14 protein-coding genes are annotated in these 16738 nt (G+C 72.7%); 5 read left to right on the top strand and 9 right to left on the bottom strand.

Annotated elements, in window-relative coordinates; translation table 11 throughout:
* Positions 1-194: 194 nt before the first annotated feature.
* Genes IEZ10_RS15555 through IEZ10_RS15545 form a run of 3 tightly spaced genes read right to left on the bottom strand, consistent with a single transcriptional unit; the run spans position 195 to position 5601 of the window.
* Positions 195-3593, bottom strand: a complete 3399-nt coding sequence (locus IEZ10_RS15555) for an ATP-binding protein (protein ID WP_229811303.1) — start codon at positions 3591-3593, stop codon at positions 195-197.
* A 39-nt stretch (positions 3594-3632) separates the two neighbouring features.
* Positions 3633-4694 carry a lysylphosphatidylglycerol synthase transmembrane domain-containing protein gene (locus tag IEZ10_RS15550; RefSeq protein ID WP_189247218.1) on the bottom strand — a complete coding sequence of 354 codons (1062 nt, stop codon included), beginning with the start codon at positions 4692-4694 and terminating at the stop codon, positions 3633-3635.
* A 34-nt stretch (positions 4695-4728) separates the two neighbouring features.
* A complete protein-coding gene (locus tag IEZ10_RS15545; protein ID WP_229811302.1) occupies positions 4729-5601 on the bottom strand; it encodes a PIG-L deacetylase family protein in 873 nt (290 codons plus the stop codon).
* 35 nt (positions 5602-5636) lie between these two features.
* Here IEZ10_RS15545 and IEZ10_RS15540 point away from each other — a divergent pair, with 35 nt between their 5' ends.
* A complete protein-coding gene (locus tag IEZ10_RS15540) occupies positions 5637-6746 on the top strand; it encodes a glycosyltransferase family 4 protein (protein WP_189247217.1) in 1110 nt (369 codons plus the stop codon).
* A gap of 172 nt (positions 6747-6918) precedes the next feature.
* Here the strand turns inward: IEZ10_RS15540 and IEZ10_RS15535 are convergent, their stop codons facing one another.
* On the bottom strand, positions 6919-7305 hold the full coding sequence (locus tag IEZ10_RS15535) for a DUF8711 family protein (RefSeq protein WP_189247216.1): 387 nt from the start codon (positions 7303-7305) through the stop codon (positions 6919-6921).
* Positions 7306-7437: 132 nt separating this feature from the next.
* Here IEZ10_RS15535 and IEZ10_RS15530 point away from each other — a divergent pair, with 132 nt between their 5' ends.
* Both IEZ10_RS15530 and IEZ10_RS15525 read left to right on the top strand, forming a co-directional pair.
* On the top strand, positions 7438-8808 hold the full coding sequence (locus IEZ10_RS15530; protein WP_189247215.1) for an APC family permease: 1371 nt from the start codon (positions 7438-7440) through the stop codon (positions 8806-8808).
* Positions 8809-9358: 550 nt separating this feature from the next.
* Entirely contained in the window at positions 9359-9730 is a 372-nt protein-coding gene (locus IEZ10_RS15525; RefSeq protein ID WP_189247214.1) for an STAS domain-containing protein, read from the top strand.
* Positions 9731-9764: 34 nt separating this feature from the next.
* On the opposite strand, the gene IEZ10_RS15520 is transcribed toward IEZ10_RS15525, so the two are convergent.
* The 4 genes from IEZ10_RS15520 to IEZ10_RS15505 form a co-directional block, all read right to left on the bottom strand.
* Positions 9765-10187, bottom strand: a complete 423-nt coding sequence (locus IEZ10_RS15520) for a type II toxin-antitoxin system VapC family toxin (protein WP_189247213.1) — start codon at positions 10185-10187, stop codon at positions 9765-9767.
* Positions 10187-10438 carry a type II toxin-antitoxin system Phd/YefM family antitoxin gene (locus IEZ10_RS15515; RefSeq protein WP_189247212.1) on the bottom strand — a complete coding sequence of 84 codons (252 nt, stop codon included), beginning with the start codon at positions 10436-10438 and terminating at the stop codon, positions 10187-10189. The genes IEZ10_RS15520 and IEZ10_RS15515 overlap by 1 nt, the downstream gene beginning before the upstream one ends.
* Positions 10439-10521: 83 nt before the next feature.
* Positions 10522-11247, bottom strand: a complete 726-nt coding sequence (locus IEZ10_RS15510) for a glycosyltransferase family 2 protein (protein ID WP_189247211.1) — start codon at positions 11245-11247, stop codon at positions 10522-10524.
* Between the two features lie 365 nt (positions 11248-11612).
* A complete protein-coding gene (locus tag IEZ10_RS15505; protein ID WP_189247210.1) occupies positions 11613-11897 on the bottom strand; it encodes a hypothetical protein in 285 nt (94 codons plus the stop codon).
* 228 nt (positions 11898-12125) lie between these two features.
* Between IEZ10_RS15505 and IEZ10_RS15500 the strand changes: the two genes are divergently transcribed.
* Together IEZ10_RS15500 and IEZ10_RS15495 are read left to right on the top strand one after the other, a co-directional pair.
* On the top strand, positions 12126-13568 hold the full coding sequence (locus IEZ10_RS15500; RefSeq protein ID WP_189247209.1) for an NsdA family TPR-like regulatory protein: 1443 nt from the start codon (positions 12126-12128) through the stop codon (positions 13566-13568).
* On the top strand, positions 13568-14548 hold the full coding sequence (locus IEZ10_RS15495; protein WP_189247208.1) for a phosphotransferase enzyme family protein: 981 nt from the start codon (positions 13568-13570) through the stop codon (positions 14546-14548). The genes IEZ10_RS15500 and IEZ10_RS15495 overlap by 1 nt, the downstream gene beginning before the upstream one ends.
* A gap of 263 nt (positions 14549-14811) precedes the next feature.
* On the opposite strand, the gene IEZ10_RS15490 is transcribed toward IEZ10_RS15495, so the two are convergent.
* Positions 14812-16569: a 5'-nucleotidase C-terminal domain-containing protein gene (locus IEZ10_RS15490; RefSeq protein WP_189247207.1), complete on the bottom strand. Its 1758-nt coding sequence runs from the start codon at positions 16567-16569 to the stop codon at positions 14812-14814.
* Positions 16570-16738 lie beyond the last annotated feature (169 nt).

Below are 16738 nucleotides of genomic sequence, written 5' to 3'. Positions count from 1 at the left end.
CGGCTCCGTCCCGGGCGCGGCGGCCCGCCACTCCGGCTCCGTCCCGGGCGCGGCGGCCCGCCACTCCGGTTCCGTTCCGGACGCGGCGGCCCGTCACGCCGGCTCCGGCCCCGGTGCGGCGGCCCGCCACTCCGGTTCCACGCCGGGCGCGGTGGCCGTCACCGCGGACGGGCGTCCGGAGCGGATCTGCCGGGTCAGCCGCCGAGCGACCGCTGCGCCGCCTCGATCCAGCGGGTCACCCCGACCCGCCGCGCCACCGCGAGCGCCTTCTCGTAGTGCGGCCGGACCGCGTCGGTGAAACCGAGCCGCAGCGCCAGATCGCCGAGCGTCAGCGCCACCGGCCACAGCGCCACCACGCCGGTGCCGGCCCCCGCGATCCGCTCGGAGAACGGCTTGAGCGTGTCGTACGCCTCGGTCATCCGCTCCCGGTCGTCCAGCAGCATGCCCGCCAGCGCCCGCCAGATCATCGCCAGCTCGTAGAGGAAGTCGGGCCGCACCGGCGTCTTCACCGCGATGACCGCCCTGGCGTCGAGGGGGTGCCCGGCCGAGGCCAGCGCCACCGCGTAGGCGTCGGTGGTCCACTTGGCCCCGCGCTGGTGGGCCTCGGCCAGGGACTCCACCATCTCGGCGGCCCGGCCGTTCACCAGGCGCAGGCAGAACGCGGTGATCAGCGGCAGGTCCTGACGGCCCTCCAGCATCCCGGCCCGCGCGGTCAGCCGCGCCGCGTCGCGGTAGGCGCGCTCCGCGCCCGCGAAGTCACCGGCGATCATCAGGCGCTGCCCGGCGTACCAGGCGCCCACGGCGGCCGGGGCGGGCAGGCCGTACCGCCTGGCCAGCCGCTCGGCGGCGGCGACGTGCGCGTCGGCCTCGGCGAACGCGCCCTGCGCGGCGGCGCACTCCATCAGCACCAGGTGGGCCAGGGCCTGGACCGAGACCTGCCCGCTCGCCTCGCCGACCTCCAGCAGTTCCCGGCCGATGACCTCGCGCTCGCCGACCGGGGTGATGCCGTAGGACTGGCGCAGCCGCCCGCTCAGCGCGGTCGCCAGCAGCGCCGGGTCGCCGGTCCGCCGGGCCAGCTCCTCGGCCTCCAGCGACGCCTGCTCGCCGCGCGGCGTGGCCGAGCCCTCCAGCTCCAGCGCGAGCGTGGCCAGCAGGCTCGCCCGCAGCGACTGCTCGGCGGCCGGCAGCTCCACCAGCGCCTGCTCGGCGACGTCGACGATCTCCCACGCGGTGCGGGTGAAGTCGCGGGCCATGCCCTTGTGCGGTACGGCCAGCGAGGCCGCCACCCGGGCGGTGAGCTCCAGGTCGCCCAGCGGCCGGGCCGCGTCCATCGCCTCGCGCCGCCGCCTGCGGGCCGCCGCCATGTCCCCGCACAACGCCAGCGCCTTGATGAGATTCAGGGTGAGCAGCAGCCGCTCGCGGGTGGTCTCGGGGGTGTGGGCCGCGCCGGAACGGTCGAAGGCGGCCACGGCCCGCTCCCACAGCGTGGCGGCCTCGCGGTGGGCGAAGCGGCGCTCGGCCTGCGCGGCGGCGAGCCGGGCGTAGTGGACCGCCTTGCCCGCCGTCTCGACGGTGCCCGCCGCGTCGTAGTGGTGGGCCAGCGCCGCCACGTCACCGGGGTTCCTGCGCTCGATCACCGCGGCCACCGCGGCGTGCAGCCGGGAACGGCGCAGCCGGGAGGCGTCGGAGTAGATCGTGTCGCGGACCAGGTCGTGGTCGAACCGCAGCAGGCCGGGCCCCGGCTCGGTGACCAGCCCGGCCAGCAGCGCCGCCTCCACCGCGTCCACCACGGCGTCCTCGTCGCCCGCGACGTCCACCAGCACGTCGACGTCGACGTCGCGGCCGATCACCGCGGCCTGCAGCAGGATCTGCTGGGCCGTGGCGGGCAGCCGGGAGATCCGCCGCCGCAGCACGTCGCGCACCCCGGACGGCACGCCGGAGAGCACCTCGGCGGCCGTCGCGCGGTCGCGCGTCGCCTCGGCGTCGAGCAGGCGGACGGTCTCCCGGACGAAGAAGGGGTTGCCGCCGGTCCGCTCGGCGATGGTGCCGACCGCGTCCTCGTCGACCTCGCGCACGCAGGTCGCCCGGACCAGCTCGGCGACGGCCTCGGCGTCGAGACCGTCCAGGCCGACCCGGACCGGTCCAAGCCGGGCCAGCGCGGCCAGCACGTCGGCCTGCTGGTCGCTCAGCTCGCTGTCGCGGCAGGTCACCACCAGCAGCACGCGGCTGGTGGACAGCAGGCTCGGCAGCGCGCGCAGAAGCGCCAGGGTCTGGTCGTCGGCCCAGTGAAGGTCTTCCAGCGTCAGCAGGATCGGCGTCGCGCGGGCGGCGGCGGCGATGTAGCCGCCCACCGCCCGGTGCAGCCGGAAACCCCCGGACGCCTGGTCGTCGTCCGGCTCGGGGGCCGTGTCGTCCAGCAGCGGGGCGAGCAGATGGGCGTACTCGCCGGGGCCGGCCGCGTCCACCAGTGTCCGCAGGATCTCCACCCACGCCCAGCCCGGCGGGGTGGCGCTGCTGTCGGGGCACGCGCCGGAGGCGGCGACCCAGCCGTCGGCGGCGAGCCGCGCGGCCAGCCGGCGGACCAGCGTGGTCTTGCCCGCGCCCGCGTCGCCGCCGACCAGCGAGACGGTGAAGCGGGCGGTCCGGGCGGCGGCCGCGGTCAGTCGGCCCAGCTCGGCGTCCCGGCCGACGAACGGCTCGGTCTCCAGCGGCGGCGGCTCCACCGCGCCCGCCGTACCGGCCGCGCCCGCCGCGGGCCTGGGCGGCCAGGTGTCGGCCGGGGCCGCGACGCGCTGCCGGGTGACCGGTACGGCCAGCTCCAGCCCGGGGTCCTGGGCGAGGATGTCGGACTCCAGCTTGCGCAGCGCCGGGCCGGGGTCGATGCCCAGCTCGTCGGCGAGGATCGTGCGGGCCCGGCGCAGCGCGGCGAGCGCGTCGCCCTGCCGCCCGCAGCGGTACAGGCCCAGGGCCAGCAGCCGCCAGCCCTCCTCGCGCAGCGGATGCAGCGCGGTCAGCGCCTCCAGGTCGGGCACCGACTCGGCGGGCATGCCCAGGCGCAGGCCGCTGTCGGCGTGCCGTTCCAGCGCCACCAGGCGCAGCTCGGCCAGCCGGTTGACCTCGGCCTCGGCCCACGGCTGGTCGGCGAAGTCGGAGTAAGGAGTGCCGCGCCACAGCCCCAGCGCCTTCGAGAGGCGGGCCCGGGCCGAGACGGGGTCGTCGCCCTCCAACTGCTCCCCGGCGGTGCGGACCAGTGCCTCGAACCGCAGGGCGTCCACCTGGTCGGGGCCGGCCCGCAGGGCGTATCCCGAGGCGACGGTCACCAGCAGCCGGTTGGGGCCCCCGCGCGGGCGGCCGGGCTCCAGGACCCGCCGCAGCCTGGAGACGTACACCTGGAGGTTGGCCTGGGCGCCGCGGGCGCCGTCGTCGTCCCACAGGTCGTACAGCAGCGAGTCGACCGGGACGACCTGCCCGCGCGCCACGAGCAGCCGGGCGAGGACGGCGCGCTGGCGCAGCCCGCCGAGGTCGAGCTCGTCATCATCCGAATGCGCCTCGACCGGCCCGAGAACCCGGAACGCCACCATGTCAGGCGCCACGCTATGCGTGCCTTCGAATCGCGCACAAGGTCTTTTCTCCTAACGGCGGACCGGCTCCTCCTCGCGGGCCGGGGCGGCGTTCTCACGCCGGCGCAGGAGCGCCCACGCGCCGAGCGCCAGGCCGCCGAAGGGGATTTCGACAGTGTAGGTCCAGAACCCGAAGAGCAGGGCGGCGGCGGTCGCCGAATCGACCGGGGCGCCGAAGAAGACCAGTGCGCCGACGGTGCCGGCCTCCATGATCCCGGCCCCGCTCGGGGTCACCAGGGCGGTGGTCAGCACCCTGGACAGGGCGAACGCGGCGACCGACTGGGCCAGCCCGGTGTAGGCGCCGGTCGCCTGCAGGCAGCAGACCAGGATCAGCCACTGCAGCCCGAGGAAGAAGATCATGCCCAGCGTCAGCCCGGACCAGCGGCGCCGGACGATCTCGGAGGTGTCGGCGCGCAGCTTCTCCAGCGCCTGCGACGGCCCGTGCCGGTCGGGCCGGATCCCCGACGGGAGCAGCCGGGCCAGGGCGTCGAGGGCGCGGCCGAGCAGGGCCGCGGCGCGGTCCCAGTAGAGGGCGGCGGTGACCACGGCGACCAGGATGAGGATGGACAGCACGCCCGCCCAGGCCGCGCCGGTCACGGCGGGGTTGAGGTCGTGGCCGCTGAACAGCAGCGCCACGATGCCCACGGCGGGCAGGATGAACCGGAAGAGGGTGTTCCAGATGCCGCTGACCAGGGTGGAGACCACGACGGCCCGGAGTGGGAAGCCCCAGCCCTTGGTCATCGCGAGGGTCATCGCGACCCCGGCGGCGCCGCCGAACGGCAGCAGGTTGCTCACCGCGCTGCCGCCCGCGTTGAGCGTCAGCGCCTGAAGGTGGGTCAGCTTCGGCAGGGAGGCGGTCAGCACGAACGTGTAGGCCAGGAGGCTCGCCAGCCAGACGGCGGTCATCAACGCGACCGTCTGCCAGCTCAGCTTGGCGAACTGGGCGCCGATCGTCGACCAGGAGACGTGCTCACCGGTCATCGCCTGCAGGATCTCCGGCAGGAAGAGCACCAGCGTGGCGGCCAGTGCCAGCGACACCGCCGACAATCCGATCTGGACCCACTTGTTCTTCATCACACCCCCATGAACCAGTCTGCCGGTCCGGGGCTCATCCTTTCGAAGGAACTTCGAAGGGGTGCCTCAACTTCGTGCCCGGCGGCAGGCCGCGCTGAACGTACCACTCGGTGCCGAAGATGAGGCGATAGAGGGGGCGGGGGACCTTGAGCATCACGCCCAGCGTGCGGGTGTCGGCCCCGGTGGCCTGGGAGGCGTGGGCGGCCATGCTGGCCCGCTTCTGGCGGGCGAAGCGCCGCACGGCCACCCGGTGGGTGATCGCCTCGCCGGGGGAGTAGGCGCTCTCGAAGGCGCGGATGTCGAGCTGCGGGTAGAAGCGGCTGATCAGGCGGATGCCCCGGAGCAGCGGGTCGCGGTTGACCGTGGCCTCCAGCACGATCGGGGTGCCGGCGATCTCCGCGGCCCGGGCGCCGACCCGGTGCACCTGGACGTGGTCGGGGTGGCCGTAGCCCCCGGCCGGGTCGTAGGTCGTCAGCAGGTGGGCGTCCTCCTCGGCGAGGATCGCCGCGAGCCGCCGGGCGGCCTCCTCGGTGTCGGCGTCGATGAACGCGTTGTCCGGGCGGTCGTCGGCGATCCCGCCGCCGGGCGCCAGCCCGGAGTCGCCGTACCCGAGGTTCACCACGCGGGCGCAGCCCAGCGCCGCCGCCGACCTGTACAGCTCCGCGACCCGCGCCGCGCCCAGCGCCTCGCCCGGCTCCAGGTCGGCCTGGCCCCGCTCGCCGGAGGTCGCCACCACGAGGACCACCCGGTGCCCCTCGGCCGCGAGCATGGCCATGGTCCCCGCGGTCAGCAGGGCCTCGTCATCGGGATGGGCATGGAAGAACACGGCTGTCCTGACGGTCTTGATCGCCCTCACTCCGTTCGCGCGGTCCGTCTCCCGCTCATGGGGCCCTCCCCAGACGGGCACGCAGGCATGATCTCACGCGGGGATACGCTGGCACGGTGAGGATCCTCCACGTCAGCGATTGTTACCTGCCGCGCCTGGGCGGGATCGAGGTCCAGGTCGCCGATCTGATCCGGTCGCAGCGCGAGGCGGGCCACGACGTCGAGGTGGCGACCGCCACGCCGGGCGACCCCCTGCCGGGGGTGCACCGGATCGTCGCGAGGCTGCCCTTCGACCTGCCGGTCCACCCGTTCGGAGTGGGGCACCTGCTGCGGCTGATGAGGGCCCGGCGGCCCGACGTGGTCCACGTGCACACCGGCGCGGTCTCGCCGTTCGCCTGGATGGGCGTCCGCGCGGCCGTCCGTCTGGGGCTGCCCACCGTGGTGACCGTGCACAGCATGTGGGACCCGGTCACCCGCGCCGTCTACACCGGCCTGCGGCTGGCGTTCGAGTGGCACCGCTGGGGGCTGGTGGGCACCACGGTGAGCGAGGCGGCGGCCCGGCCGATCCGCGCGGTGGCCGGCCGGGGCGTCCCGGTGCACGTCGTCTCCAACGGCCTGGACGTCTCCGGCTGGCGCGCCACCGGCCCGGCCCGGCGCGTGCCCGGCGGCGAGCCGGTGCACGTCGTCGCGGTGGGGCGGCTGGCGCCCCGCAAGCAGCCGGTCCGGCTGCTGCGGCTGCTGAAGGAGGCCAGGGCGCAGGTCCCCGGGGACACGCCGATGCGGGCCACGATCGTCGGGGACGGCCCGGCGCGCGCCCAGATGGAGCGTTACCTGCGGTCCAACGGCATGACCGGGTGGGTGTCGCTGCCCGGCCGCTACGACCGCGACCGGATCCGCGAGCTGCTCACCACCGCGGACGTGTTCGTCGCCCCGGCGCCCCGCGAGTCGTTCGGGCTGGCGGCGCTGGAGGCCAGGGCGGCGGGCGTACCGGTGGTCGCGCGGGCGCAGAGCGGGGTGGCCGACTTCGTGCGGCCCGGCAAGGAGGGGCTGCTGGGCAAGAGCTTCGACGGCCTGGTCGCGGCGGTGGCCAGGCTGGTGCGCGACCGCGAGCTGCGCGAGGCGATCACGGCGCACAACCGCGCGACCGAGCCGGTCCGCAGCTCCTGGCCGGCCGTGCTGGAGGGCTTCGACCGCTGCTACGAGCAGGCGCGGGGGCCGCGGGGTTGAGCCGTGCGCGCCGTACGGATCCGCTCGCGCGGCACGTACGGCGCGCGACCGGTGCGGTGCGCGGCCGATGCGGTGCGCGGCCGATGCGGTGCCGGTCACGGCCCGGCCGCTCGGGCCGTACGGCGGCGCGCCTCCCCGGGGAGCTCGGGGAGAGGGGGAGGCGCGGTGCGCGTCAGGAGCAGGTGGTGGTGAGCTTGGCGTTGGCCTCCATGACCTTCTTGCTGAAGTCGTGGGTGGCGGCGGCGGAGGCCTCCGGGTCATCGGCGTCGAGCTTGAGGGCGCCGAGGGACGCGGACAGGTCGTTGAGCGCCGAGGCGAGGTCGCCGTCGGCCTTGGCGGCCATGGCCTTGAGGTTCGCGGCGTGCTTCTCGGCGACCGCGGTCATGTTCTTCAGATCCAGGCCGGCGCCCGCCATGTCGGTCTGGAAGCCGGTCATGGCCTTCTTCGCGTCGGCGCACATCGCCGCGTCGGCGGATCCGCCGCAGGCGGCGGACAGGGAGAGGAGGACGGCTCCCGCGACGGTGGCGGCGACACGGCGGGAGGTGAGGACGGAAACCACTTTTTACCCTTCTTTGCCTTTTGTGACAGGTGTACCTTAGGGGGCTGTCCTCAAAGGCACTTCACGGTTGCCGAAAAAAGCGGCCGGTGTGACCGAGTGTGATTCCGTCTCGACTTCGGGTAAGGCAGCCGCATGGCTGAGGCTGTCGTCGGGTCCGAAACCGGTAAGCAATCGTTGAAGCGGGTCATCGGGCGCAAGGTGCTGTTGCTGTTCGTGATTGGGGACATCCTCGGCGCGGGGATATACGCCCTGGTCGGGAAGGTGGCCGGCTACGTCGGCGGGGCGCTGTGGCTGCCCTTCCTCATCGCCTTCGTGCTCGCAGCCCTCACCGCCACGGCCTACGCCGAGCTGGTCGGCAAGTACCCCCGGGCGGCCGGTGCGGCGCTGTACGCCAACAAGGCGTTCGGCATCCCCTTCGTCACATTCATGGTGGCGTTCGCCGTGCTGATGAGCGGGATCACCTCGGCGAGCGCGGCGGCCCGCGCCTTCGGCGGCAACTACCTGGGCGAGTTCGTCACGCTGCCGGCCGTCGTCGGCGCGCTGATCTTCCTCGGCCTGGTCACGCTGGTGAACTTCGCCGGCATCTCCGAGTCGGTCCGGGTCAACGTGGTCCTGACGATCATCGAGGCGTTCGGCCTGCTGGTCATCGTCGCGATCGGGGTCTACGCGCTGGTCTCCGGCGAGGGCGAGCCCGCCAGGGCCGTGCAGTTCCATCCGGTCAACGGCGCGTTCCTCGGCGTCCTCGGCGGCACGGCCCTCGCCTTCTACTCGCTGCTCGGCTTCGAGGACTCGGTCAACCTCGCCGAGGAGTGCCGCGACCCCCAGCGGGACTTCCCCCGGGCGTTGTTCGGCGGCATCACCGTGGCCGCGCTGATCTACATGGCCGTCGCCTTCACCGCGACCATGCTGGTGGACACCAGGACCCTGACCGAGTCCACCGGGCCGCTCCTGGAGGTGGTCAAGGTCGCGGGCCTGGCGTTCCCGCCGAAGCTGTTCGCGCTCATCGCCCTGCTGGCCGTGGGCAACACCGCCCTGATCAACATGCTCATGGCCTCGCGCCTGGTGTACGGCATGGCCCGCGAGGGCATCGTGCCGGGCGTCTTCGCGTCCGTCCACCACCGCAGGTCCACCCCGTGGGTGGCCATCCTGTTCACCGTGGGCATCGCGGTGGCGCTGGTGGTCACCGGTGACGTGAGCGGCCTGGCGGACACCACCGTGCTCCTGCTGCTGTGCGTGTTCGCGCTGGTCAACGTGGCCGTGCTGATCCTGCGCGGGGATCCGGTGGAGCACGCGCACTACCGGGCCCCGAGCTGGATGCCCGTCCTGGGCGCGGTGGTCTGCGTGGTGCTGGCGCTGCCCGTCACGGGCCGCGAAGGCGAGGTGTACCTTCGCGCGGGCGCGCTCCTGGCCGTGGGGGTGGTCCTGTGGTTCGCCAACCGCCTGTTCCTGCGGGCGAGGGGCGGGCGGCGCGGGGAGCCGTCAGAAAGGGAGCCTTCGGCCTGAGGGCGTGCGCAGGTCGAGAGGGGCGGGCGTACGAGGCGGACGGGGCTTCTGAACGATTCGTACCCTTTTCATCTCCGACTCCCTTTTAGGTGGAGTTTCGGAGAGACTACGCCAACGCCTCGGGAATTTCGCCTCCTTTGTTCACATGCTGAGACGCCGCCGTCCACGGCGGCCCTCGTCCGCTCGCCCCGCGGCCGCGTCGCGCGGTCCGGCCGGCCCGCCTCCCCGATGCGCCGCCATCGCGGGGACCTGCGGGGATTCACGGTCTCGCCCGCTCCTCCGGCGGCTCTCCGGCCCCGTGCCACAAGACGGCGGTCGGATCCTGAATACTCCCCCCGCCGGGGGGCACCTGTCACCCGAAGGGGATTGACAGGCGTCGTACAAGGGGCGACCCCGGCCGGGATCCGCGGACGTTCCACACCGCGGGCGCACGCGGAGACCGGGTGGGGACGCCGGGCGCCGAGGGGCGCCGGACCGCCGTGCCACCGGGATGGTCCGCTCCGTATGAGACAGTTGCATGGCTGAGAACGGCCGCTGTAGAAGGTTGATCATGTTCGTGGGTAATGAGCCGGAGCCCAGTTTCACGGCGACGTCAGGACTGCACGGTTCGACGATCGTCGTGCAGGCCAGCGGCGAACTGGATCATTACCACACGCCGATCCTGCGGGCCGAGCTGAGCAAGGTCTGGCGCGCCGCGCCGTCGAAGACCGTCATCCTCGACCTGTCCGCCCTGACCTTCTGCGACTCCTCCGGCATCGGCGAGTTGCTTCAGGCACGGCACAACGGACAGGTCAGGGGGTTCCGGCTCATCCTCACAGGCATCCAGGGCAACCTGGCCCGGCGGCTCAACCTCGCCGGGCTCACCCAGGTCTTCGAGATCTTCCCCTCCGTCACCGAGGCCCTGGAGGCCACCACCTGCTGACCCCGCCCGGCCGCCGTACGGCGGGCCCCGGTGATCAGGCGGAGGGCTCGAACGGGTCGACCACCGACACCCCCGTTCCGGTGAAGTCCTTGACGTTCCGGGTGGCCAGGGTCCATCCGTTGACCCTGGCCGTCGCGGCGATGAGCCCGTCCACCACGGGAAGCGGACGGACGGCGTTCAGCCGCCCCCACTCCTCGGCCACCTCCGGGGTGACGGGAACGACGCGGTCGCCGAACTGCCGGTGAAGGGCGTGAAGCCAGCGCTCGAGGACGGTGGCCTGAGCGGGGTCCTTCTGCCGCCGGAGCTCGATGCCCCGGCGGATCTCGCCGACCGTGAGGCTGCTGAGGTGGAGAGTGGGTCCGTGCGTCCCGGCGATCCATTCTCCGACCTGGGGATCTCTGTTTCGTTTCCGTAGCTCGGAGATCACGTTCGTGTCGAGCAGGTAGCCGGAGCCCATCAGTCGAAATCGATCTCTCGGGGAAGGTCACGGCTGCGCGGGAACTCGATGTCGTCGTCCCAGTCCGGCGAGGCGAGGAGGAACTCCTTGAAATCGGGAAGGTCTCCCCTGAGCCGTCGGTATTCGGCGATGTCGATGACGACGGCGACCTCCTCGCCGTGCCGGGTGACCACTTGAGGGCCCTCGTCGATCGCGCGCCGTACCACCTCGCTGAAGCGTTGTTTCGCCTCCTGGACCTGCCACCCGCTCATGGCAACCCCCTGTCTAGCCTGTCTAGATGCAGAGTAGCCAAACCCAAGGCGGAAAGAGGGTTTTCCGCTCCGGGGAGGGCGGGTCAGATCGTGGCGGCCGCGTGGACGGGCGTCGAGGACTCGGCCGAGCGGTGCTCGCGCAGGATGGTGCGGAGCACCCGCCAGCCGTCCCGTACGGCGTTCAGGTTGCTGACGCCGTGGATGCGGCTGCGTTCGTGGCTGGGCACCTCGCGGATCACCAGCCCGGCCCTGGCCGCGCGGATGTTCATCAGGGTCTCCACCTCGAAGCCGTCGCAGTCGAGGCCCAGGGCGTCGAGGTGGCGCGCCCAGAAGGCGTTGTAGCCGTAGCACAGGTCGGTGTAGCGGGTGCCGTGCAGCCGGTTGGTGACCAGGGTCAGCGCCCTGTTGCCCAGCGAGCGGAGCGGGCTGAGATCGTCGGATCCGCCTCCGGGGGCATAACGGGAGCCCTTGGCGAAGTCGGCGCCCTCGACCAGCGCGGTCACGAAGGCGAAGATCTCATGGCCGTCGGTGGATCCGTCGGCGTCGATCATGACGATGATGTCACCCGTGGCGGCGGCGAACCCCTCGGCGAGGGCGTTGCCCTTGCCCCTGCGGGTCTGGGTGACCACGCGCAGGCCGGGACGGATGGACCGGGCGACGGCGACGGTGCCGTCGGTGGAGTTTCCGTCGACGAGGATCACCTCGTCGATCCACGAGGGCAGGGTCGCGAAGACGTGTGGGAGGTTGGCTGCTTCGTTGAGGGCGGGGACCACCACGCTGACGCTCACGGGAAAGGGACGGCTGCTCATGGTCCCAAGGTTCACCGGACCGCCTGCAACCTGCTTTAAGCCTCCTTGCAAGGCCCGCGGCACGGCCGTGGGGAGGCGTCGCGGCACGGCCCCGGCGGGGCTCGGACGCGACCTCGGTACGGCCTCGGCACGGATGGAGTGTGCCGGTGGGGCGCTCGCTCCGGCACGCCGGCCGGAGGCCGAGGGAGGTCTCGGGGGCTTCCTCCGGCGGGGCTAGAAGGGCAGGATCTTTCCCGAGGGGGTCCGCATGTCGAGCGGCGCCGGTCCACGGGGCGGCCGCGGCCGCTGGATGATCTGGATCCTTCTCACAGGTCACTCCTCTCACGGGCTTAACACGTGTTACCCATGTCCTCGCCAAGAATCACCTATCGGCGCGCCACGTGCAGCACACTGGCCACGCGCTCCGCGGCCGTGGCGATGTCCTCGGCGTGCCCGATGCGGCCGGCCCACGACAGCCAGAACCACCATTCGCCGTCCTCCTCGTGGGCGGCGAGGACGTCCTCGGACACGGTGGGGACCATCGGGTTGGTCACGTGCAGGCGGGGCAGCGGCCCCGCCGGGGCGTCGAGGCACACCTTGAAGGAGTGGGCCTCCAGTTGGGCGGCGAGTCGCCGCAGATGATCAACGGCCTGGCCGTCGTCTGCCGTCATCCGGATCACTCCCGGCGGATGCTGGTGTCGTTCTTCCCAGCAGAGTGCGTTTTCCCGGCGCGGCAGGCAATGTCCCATCTTGCTATCTCCCACCGAACTGGTGGAATAGGGAGGAAAATTCCCGCTGTTCCGTGCGGAAAGCGCGATAACGGGAAGGCGAGACGCGGAGCGCTCACGCTGTGGCGCGCCCCCGTCCGTGATGGGTGAACAGCGACCGGGGAGGGCGCCGTGGCCCGAGGTGAACACCCGCCCGCGTGCGCGCGGCGCTGGCGCGAGCAGGCGCAGGCGAGGCGATGGACCCATTGGCAGACGGCCCAGGCCATCCATGGCTGCTGCGGGGTGAGCCTGCTCAAGGCGCACCGGCTGGCCCGGGGCTGGTCGGCCCGGCAGGCGGTCGAGGAGCTGGAGGAGCTGTGCGAACGCCACGACCTGGGCGAGGCGCGGGCCAGCATCGACCTGCTCAACGCCTGGGAGAACCACCGGGCCCGGCCGCGGCCGCAGACCATCGACCTGCTGGCGCGGCTGTACCGGGCCAACGCCGTACGGCTCGGACTGGCCGGCGACTACTGCGAGGACGACGGCGGCGGGGCCAGGATCGTGGTGGTCGCCGCGGGGGACGGCCGCATGCCGTACCAGGCCGACGAGAGGGCCGGCGGCGACGACGGCATGGAGCGCCGCGCGCTGTTCCACCACGCGCTGCTCGGCGCGCGGCTGCCGCTGAACGGGCGCCTGCTCGCCGAGGTCGAGTGGATCCGCCAGGACCTCGACCGCACGCTCGTCGCGGCCACCGTCTCCGAGGAGCAACTCGACCGCCTCGACGAGCAGGTGCTGCGCTACCGGCGCGAGTACGTCACCAGCGCCCCGCTGCCCATGCTCTACCGGCTGATGCTGGAGCTGTCCGACGTGCGGACGCTCGTCGGCGCCCGGCAGCCCGCGATGGCCCAGCGGCGCCTGCTCAACGCCACCGTGATGCTCGCGCTGCTGTCGGCCGACGCGCTGATGAAGCTCGGCGACACCCGCCAGGCCCACACCTGGTACGGCACCGCCCGCACCGCCGCCGACGACATGGGCGACCTGCGGCTGCGCGCCCTGGTCCGGGCGCAGGAGGCCATGCTGCCCTACTACTACGGCGACCTCGCCGAGACCGTGCGGCTCGCCCGGGAGGCGCGGACGCTGGCCGGCAGCGCGCCCAGCTCCCCGGCGGCCCTCGGCGCGGCGGCCGAGGCCCGCGCGCTCGCCAGGATGGGCGAGCACCGGGCCGCCAGGGTCGCGCTCGCCGAGGCGGAACGGATCTTCGCCAGGATGCCCCCCGAGGGCCACGACCACCTGGCCTTCCGCTTCTCCGAGCGGCGGCTGCAGTTCTACCGGATCGGCACCCTGATCGAGCTGGGCGAGGAGGTCGACTGGACACCGGGCCCCTCCGGCGCCTACGCCATCGACCCGGTGCTCATCCTGCTCGACCGGGCCGCGCACCTGGCCCGCGGCGGCGAGGTCGAGGAGGCCTGCCTGCTGGCGGAGAAGGCACTGCTCCAGGTGCCGGCGGAGCACCGCACCTCCATCGTGCTCGACCGGGCCCGGGCGGTACTGGCGGAGGTGCCGCCGTCCCGGCACCGTACGGCGGCGGCGCGCCGGCTGGCCGAACTGCTCGACGACGCGGCGCGGGCCGTGTGATGGGCGGCTCAGGCGGTTCGAACGGCTCAAGCGGTCCGGGTGGCTCGGGCGGCTCGCTGGCGCGGGACGCGTTCGCGGTCCTGCGCGACGTCTGCGAGGACCTGGGGATCGACCACCGGGGCGCCGAGCTGCTGCGGGTGCGCAGCAACGCCGTCTTCAAGCTGCGCGGGGGGATCGTGGTGCGGATCGCCACCGCGTCCGACGCGCGGGCCCGCCTGCCGGTGGTCCTGGCGGTGGCCCGGTGGCTGGCCCAGCAGGGCTTCCCCGCGGTACGGCCGGCCGACACGATCTGCGAGCAGCCGGTGGTCCACGAGGGCAGGGTCGTCACCTTCTGGCACTACGTCCCGGCGGCGGCCGAGCGTCCCACCACCACCGAGCTGGGCGAGATCCTGCGCACCCTGCACCTGCTGCCGGTGCCGCCGGTGGCGGTGAAACGGTTCACCGACCCGCTGGCCGGGATCCACGCCGAGGTGGACCGCTCCACCGTGCTCACCCCCGGCCAGCGGACCTGGCTGCGCGACCGCATCGCCGAGCTGACCGAGCGGTGGTCGGGCCTGGAGGTGAAGGGCGCCCCGGTGCTGCTGCACGGCGACGCCTGGATCGACAACCTGCTGCGCCGCACCGACGGGCACGTCGTGCTCTGCGACTGGGACGGCGTCGCGGTCGGGCCGTGCGAGTGGGACCTGGTCCACACCTACCACGGCCAGCGCCGCTTCGGGCTCACCGCCGCCGACGTGGACGCCTTCGCCCTCGCCTACGGCCGGGACCTGCGGTCGTGGCCGGGCTACGCCACCCTGATGGAGGTCCGCGACATGTACGCCGTGGGCATCCACATCCGCAACGCCGGCGCCGACCCCTTCTCCCGCCGGGAGCTGCCCCGCAGGCTCGACTCGCTGGCGAGGGGCGAGCGGTTCACCCGGTGGTACATGGCGGAACCCGTCGCCGTCGTCCCCCGGCGGAGCGCCTCCCGCGGGGGCTGAGCCGGGCCGGGCGTCGCGGGTCCGCTCCCGGCCGGGGCCGGGCGTCCCAGGCGTCCCGGGCGCCTCCCGGTCGAGCGCGGGCCGGGCGTCCCGGGCGCCTCCCGGTCGAGCGCGGGTCGCCGTCGGTCCGGGCCCGCCAGGGAGACGGGCCGGGGCCGCCAGGGAGACGGGCCGGGGCCGCCTCCGTCGTACGGCGGAGGCGGCCCCGGGACATCGATGGACCGTCGTGATCCGGAAGGTTCCGGAAAAAGGGGTCCGAGGACCTAGAAGAGCGGCTTGCCGTCGCGGGTCAGCCTCCAGTTGACCTCGGCGAAGTCGGCGGAGTCGATGACCTTGGTCTCCGTGGCATAGTCGATCAGCGCCTGGCGGATCTCCACCTGGGCGTTGTAGACCACCGGCGCGGTCGAGACGTGCGGGAATCCGCCGCCGCCCGACTGGCGGTAGTTGTTGACGGCGACCACGAAACGCTGGTCGGCGGAGACGGGCTGCCCGTTGTAGGACAGGCCGGTGATCCGCCGGCCGACCGGCTTGGCGACGTCCACGTCGTAGCCGACGCCGGAGAGCTGGTCGTAGTTGTAGTCGGGGATGTTGTCGGCGTTGGTCAGCCTGGACAGGTCGACCGGGGCGTCCGGGGCGAGCTGCGCGAAGTACTTCGCCGAGTACTCCAGGTAGTCCTTGAGCTGGGCGCCCGTGAGCCTCACGGCCATCAGCGTGTTGTCGTAGATGTACAGGCCGGCCATGTCGCGGATGCTCACCGGCCCGGCGGGGAACGTCGCGGTCCGGCTGAACGGCGCGGCGAGCGACAGCACCGGCAGGTCGGCGTCCGCCGTGCCGGCGATGGCCTTCTTCACCGTCTCGGTCTGGACCTTCTGGATGTAGTCCAGGATCGGGGTGTCCTTGTAGGGGGACTCGGCGGCCAGCAGTTCGTCCTTGGAGGCGGCCACCTCCTTGTTGACGTACCCGACCGTGGTGTCGTGCTGCTTCTTCATGAGCGTGACGATCTTCGGGTCCTCGGCGACGGTGTTGGTGTTCAGCGTGGTGGAGGACTTGCCGGTGACCGTCCACCGGCCCCGCTGCTTGGTGAGCGTGAAGTCCAGCACGCTGAGGCGCTGGCCCCACTTGGCCGGCTCGGTCAGCAGGACCTGCCGGCCGGTGGCCTTGTTGGTGACGAACCGCTGCGGCACCTCGTTGTGGGCGTGCCCGAACAGCACGGCGTCCACGCCGGGGACCTGCTCGCCGACCATGGCGGCGGCGTTCTCGACCGGCAGGTCGCCGCCGTAGGAGGACAGGCCGCTGTCGCCCGCGTGCGCGGTGACCACGACCACGTCCGCGCCGAGGCCGCGGATGACCGGCACCCACTTCCCGGCGGTCTTGACCAGGTCGTCGAAGCGCAGTTTGCCCTCGACGTTGCCCTTGTCCCAGATCGCGACGCCGGGGTTGGTGAGACCGAGCACGCCGACGCGGATCGGCTTCTCACCCTTGACCTTCATCGTCTTGATGACGAACGGCTGGTAGGCGGGCTTGCCGGTGGCGGCGTCCACGGCGTTGGCGCCGAGCACCGGGGCCTTCACCTGCTTGATCCAGGTGGCCAGCAGCGGCAGGCCGTAGTTGAACTCGTGGTTGCCCAGGGTCACCGCGTCGTAGCCGATGGCGTTCATCGCGCGGGCCATGGGGTGGAGCTCACCGGTCTGTGTGATCGGCTCGACCTTGGCGTAGTAGTAGGCCAGCGGCGTGCCCTGGATGGTGTCGCCGGAGTCGAACAGCAGGGTGTGGTCGGCGCCGCGCTCGGCACGGATCTTGTTGACCATCGTCGAGACCTTGGCGAGGCCGACGTCGTTGCCCTTGCCGTCGTCGAACTCGGCGTTCTTGAAGTAGTCCCAGTTGAGGGTGTTGCCGTGCAGGTCGGAGGTGCCCATCACGGTCACCGTCACCGACTTGCCGGCCGAGGCGTGTGCGACCGACGGGATGGCCAGGGCGGTCAGCCCGGCCATGCCGAGGACGGCGATCTTCTTACTGTGCATGTTACGGGACAGTAACCATCCCAGGTTGCCGGGCGGTCACGGCAGCCTTACAGGACAGGGCGAATGTAGGGGTTTACGCCGGATAGGTGATCATCATCCCTTTCCTGAACCCGCGGTTCCGCCGGAACGCTCCGGCCGGACCTGACGGGGGCCGGCTGCCGGGTCCGGG

It is taken from the genome of Streptosporangium pseudovulgare (assembly GCF_014648055.1).
In the GTDB taxonomy this organism is placed as follows: domain Bacteria; phylum Actinomycetota; class Actinomycetes; order Streptosporangiales; family Streptosporangiaceae; genus Streptosporangium; species Streptosporangium pseudovulgare.
Note: the sequence above shows the minus strand (reverse complement) of the source record. Positions and strands in the feature narration are given on the sequence as shown.

Bases quoted from the DNA above. Each gene is read 5' to 3' on its own strand.
- IEZ10_RS15550 (WP_189247218.1), bottom strand. From the start codon at position 4,694: ATGAAGAACAAGTGGGTCCAGATCGGATTGTCGGCGGTGTCGCTGGCA.
- IEZ10_RS15530 (WP_189247215.1), top strand. From the start codon at position 7,438: ATGGCTGAGGCTGTCGTCGGGTCCGAAACCGGTAAGCAATCGTTGAAG.
- IEZ10_RS15525 (WP_189247214.1), top strand. From the start codon at position 9,359: ATGTTCGTGGGTAATGAGCCGGAGCCCAGTTTCACGGCGACGTCAGGA.
- IEZ10_RS15520 (WP_189247213.1), bottom strand. From the start codon at position 10,187: ATGGGCTCCGGCTACCTGCTCGACACGAACGTGATCTCCGAGCTACGG.
- IEZ10_RS15515 (WP_189247212.1), bottom strand. From the start codon at position 10,438: ATGAGCGGGTGGCAGGTCCAGGAGGCGAAACAACGCTTCAGCGAGGTG.
- IEZ10_RS15510 (WP_189247211.1), bottom strand. From the start codon at position 11,247: ATGAGCAGCCGTCCCTTTCCCGTGAGCGTCAGCGTGGTGGTCCCCGCC.
- IEZ10_RS15505 (WP_189247210.1), bottom strand. From the start codon at position 11,897: ATGACGGCAGACGACGGCCAGGCCGTTGATCATCTGCGGCGACTCGCC.
- IEZ10_RS15495 (WP_189247208.1), top strand. From the start codon at position 13,568: ATGGGCGGCTCAGGCGGTTCGAACGGCTCAAGCGGTCCGGGTGGCTCG.
- IEZ10_RS15490 (WP_189247207.1), bottom strand. From the start codon at position 16,569: ATGCACAGTAAGAAGATCGCCGTCCTCGGCATGGCCGGGCTGACCGCC.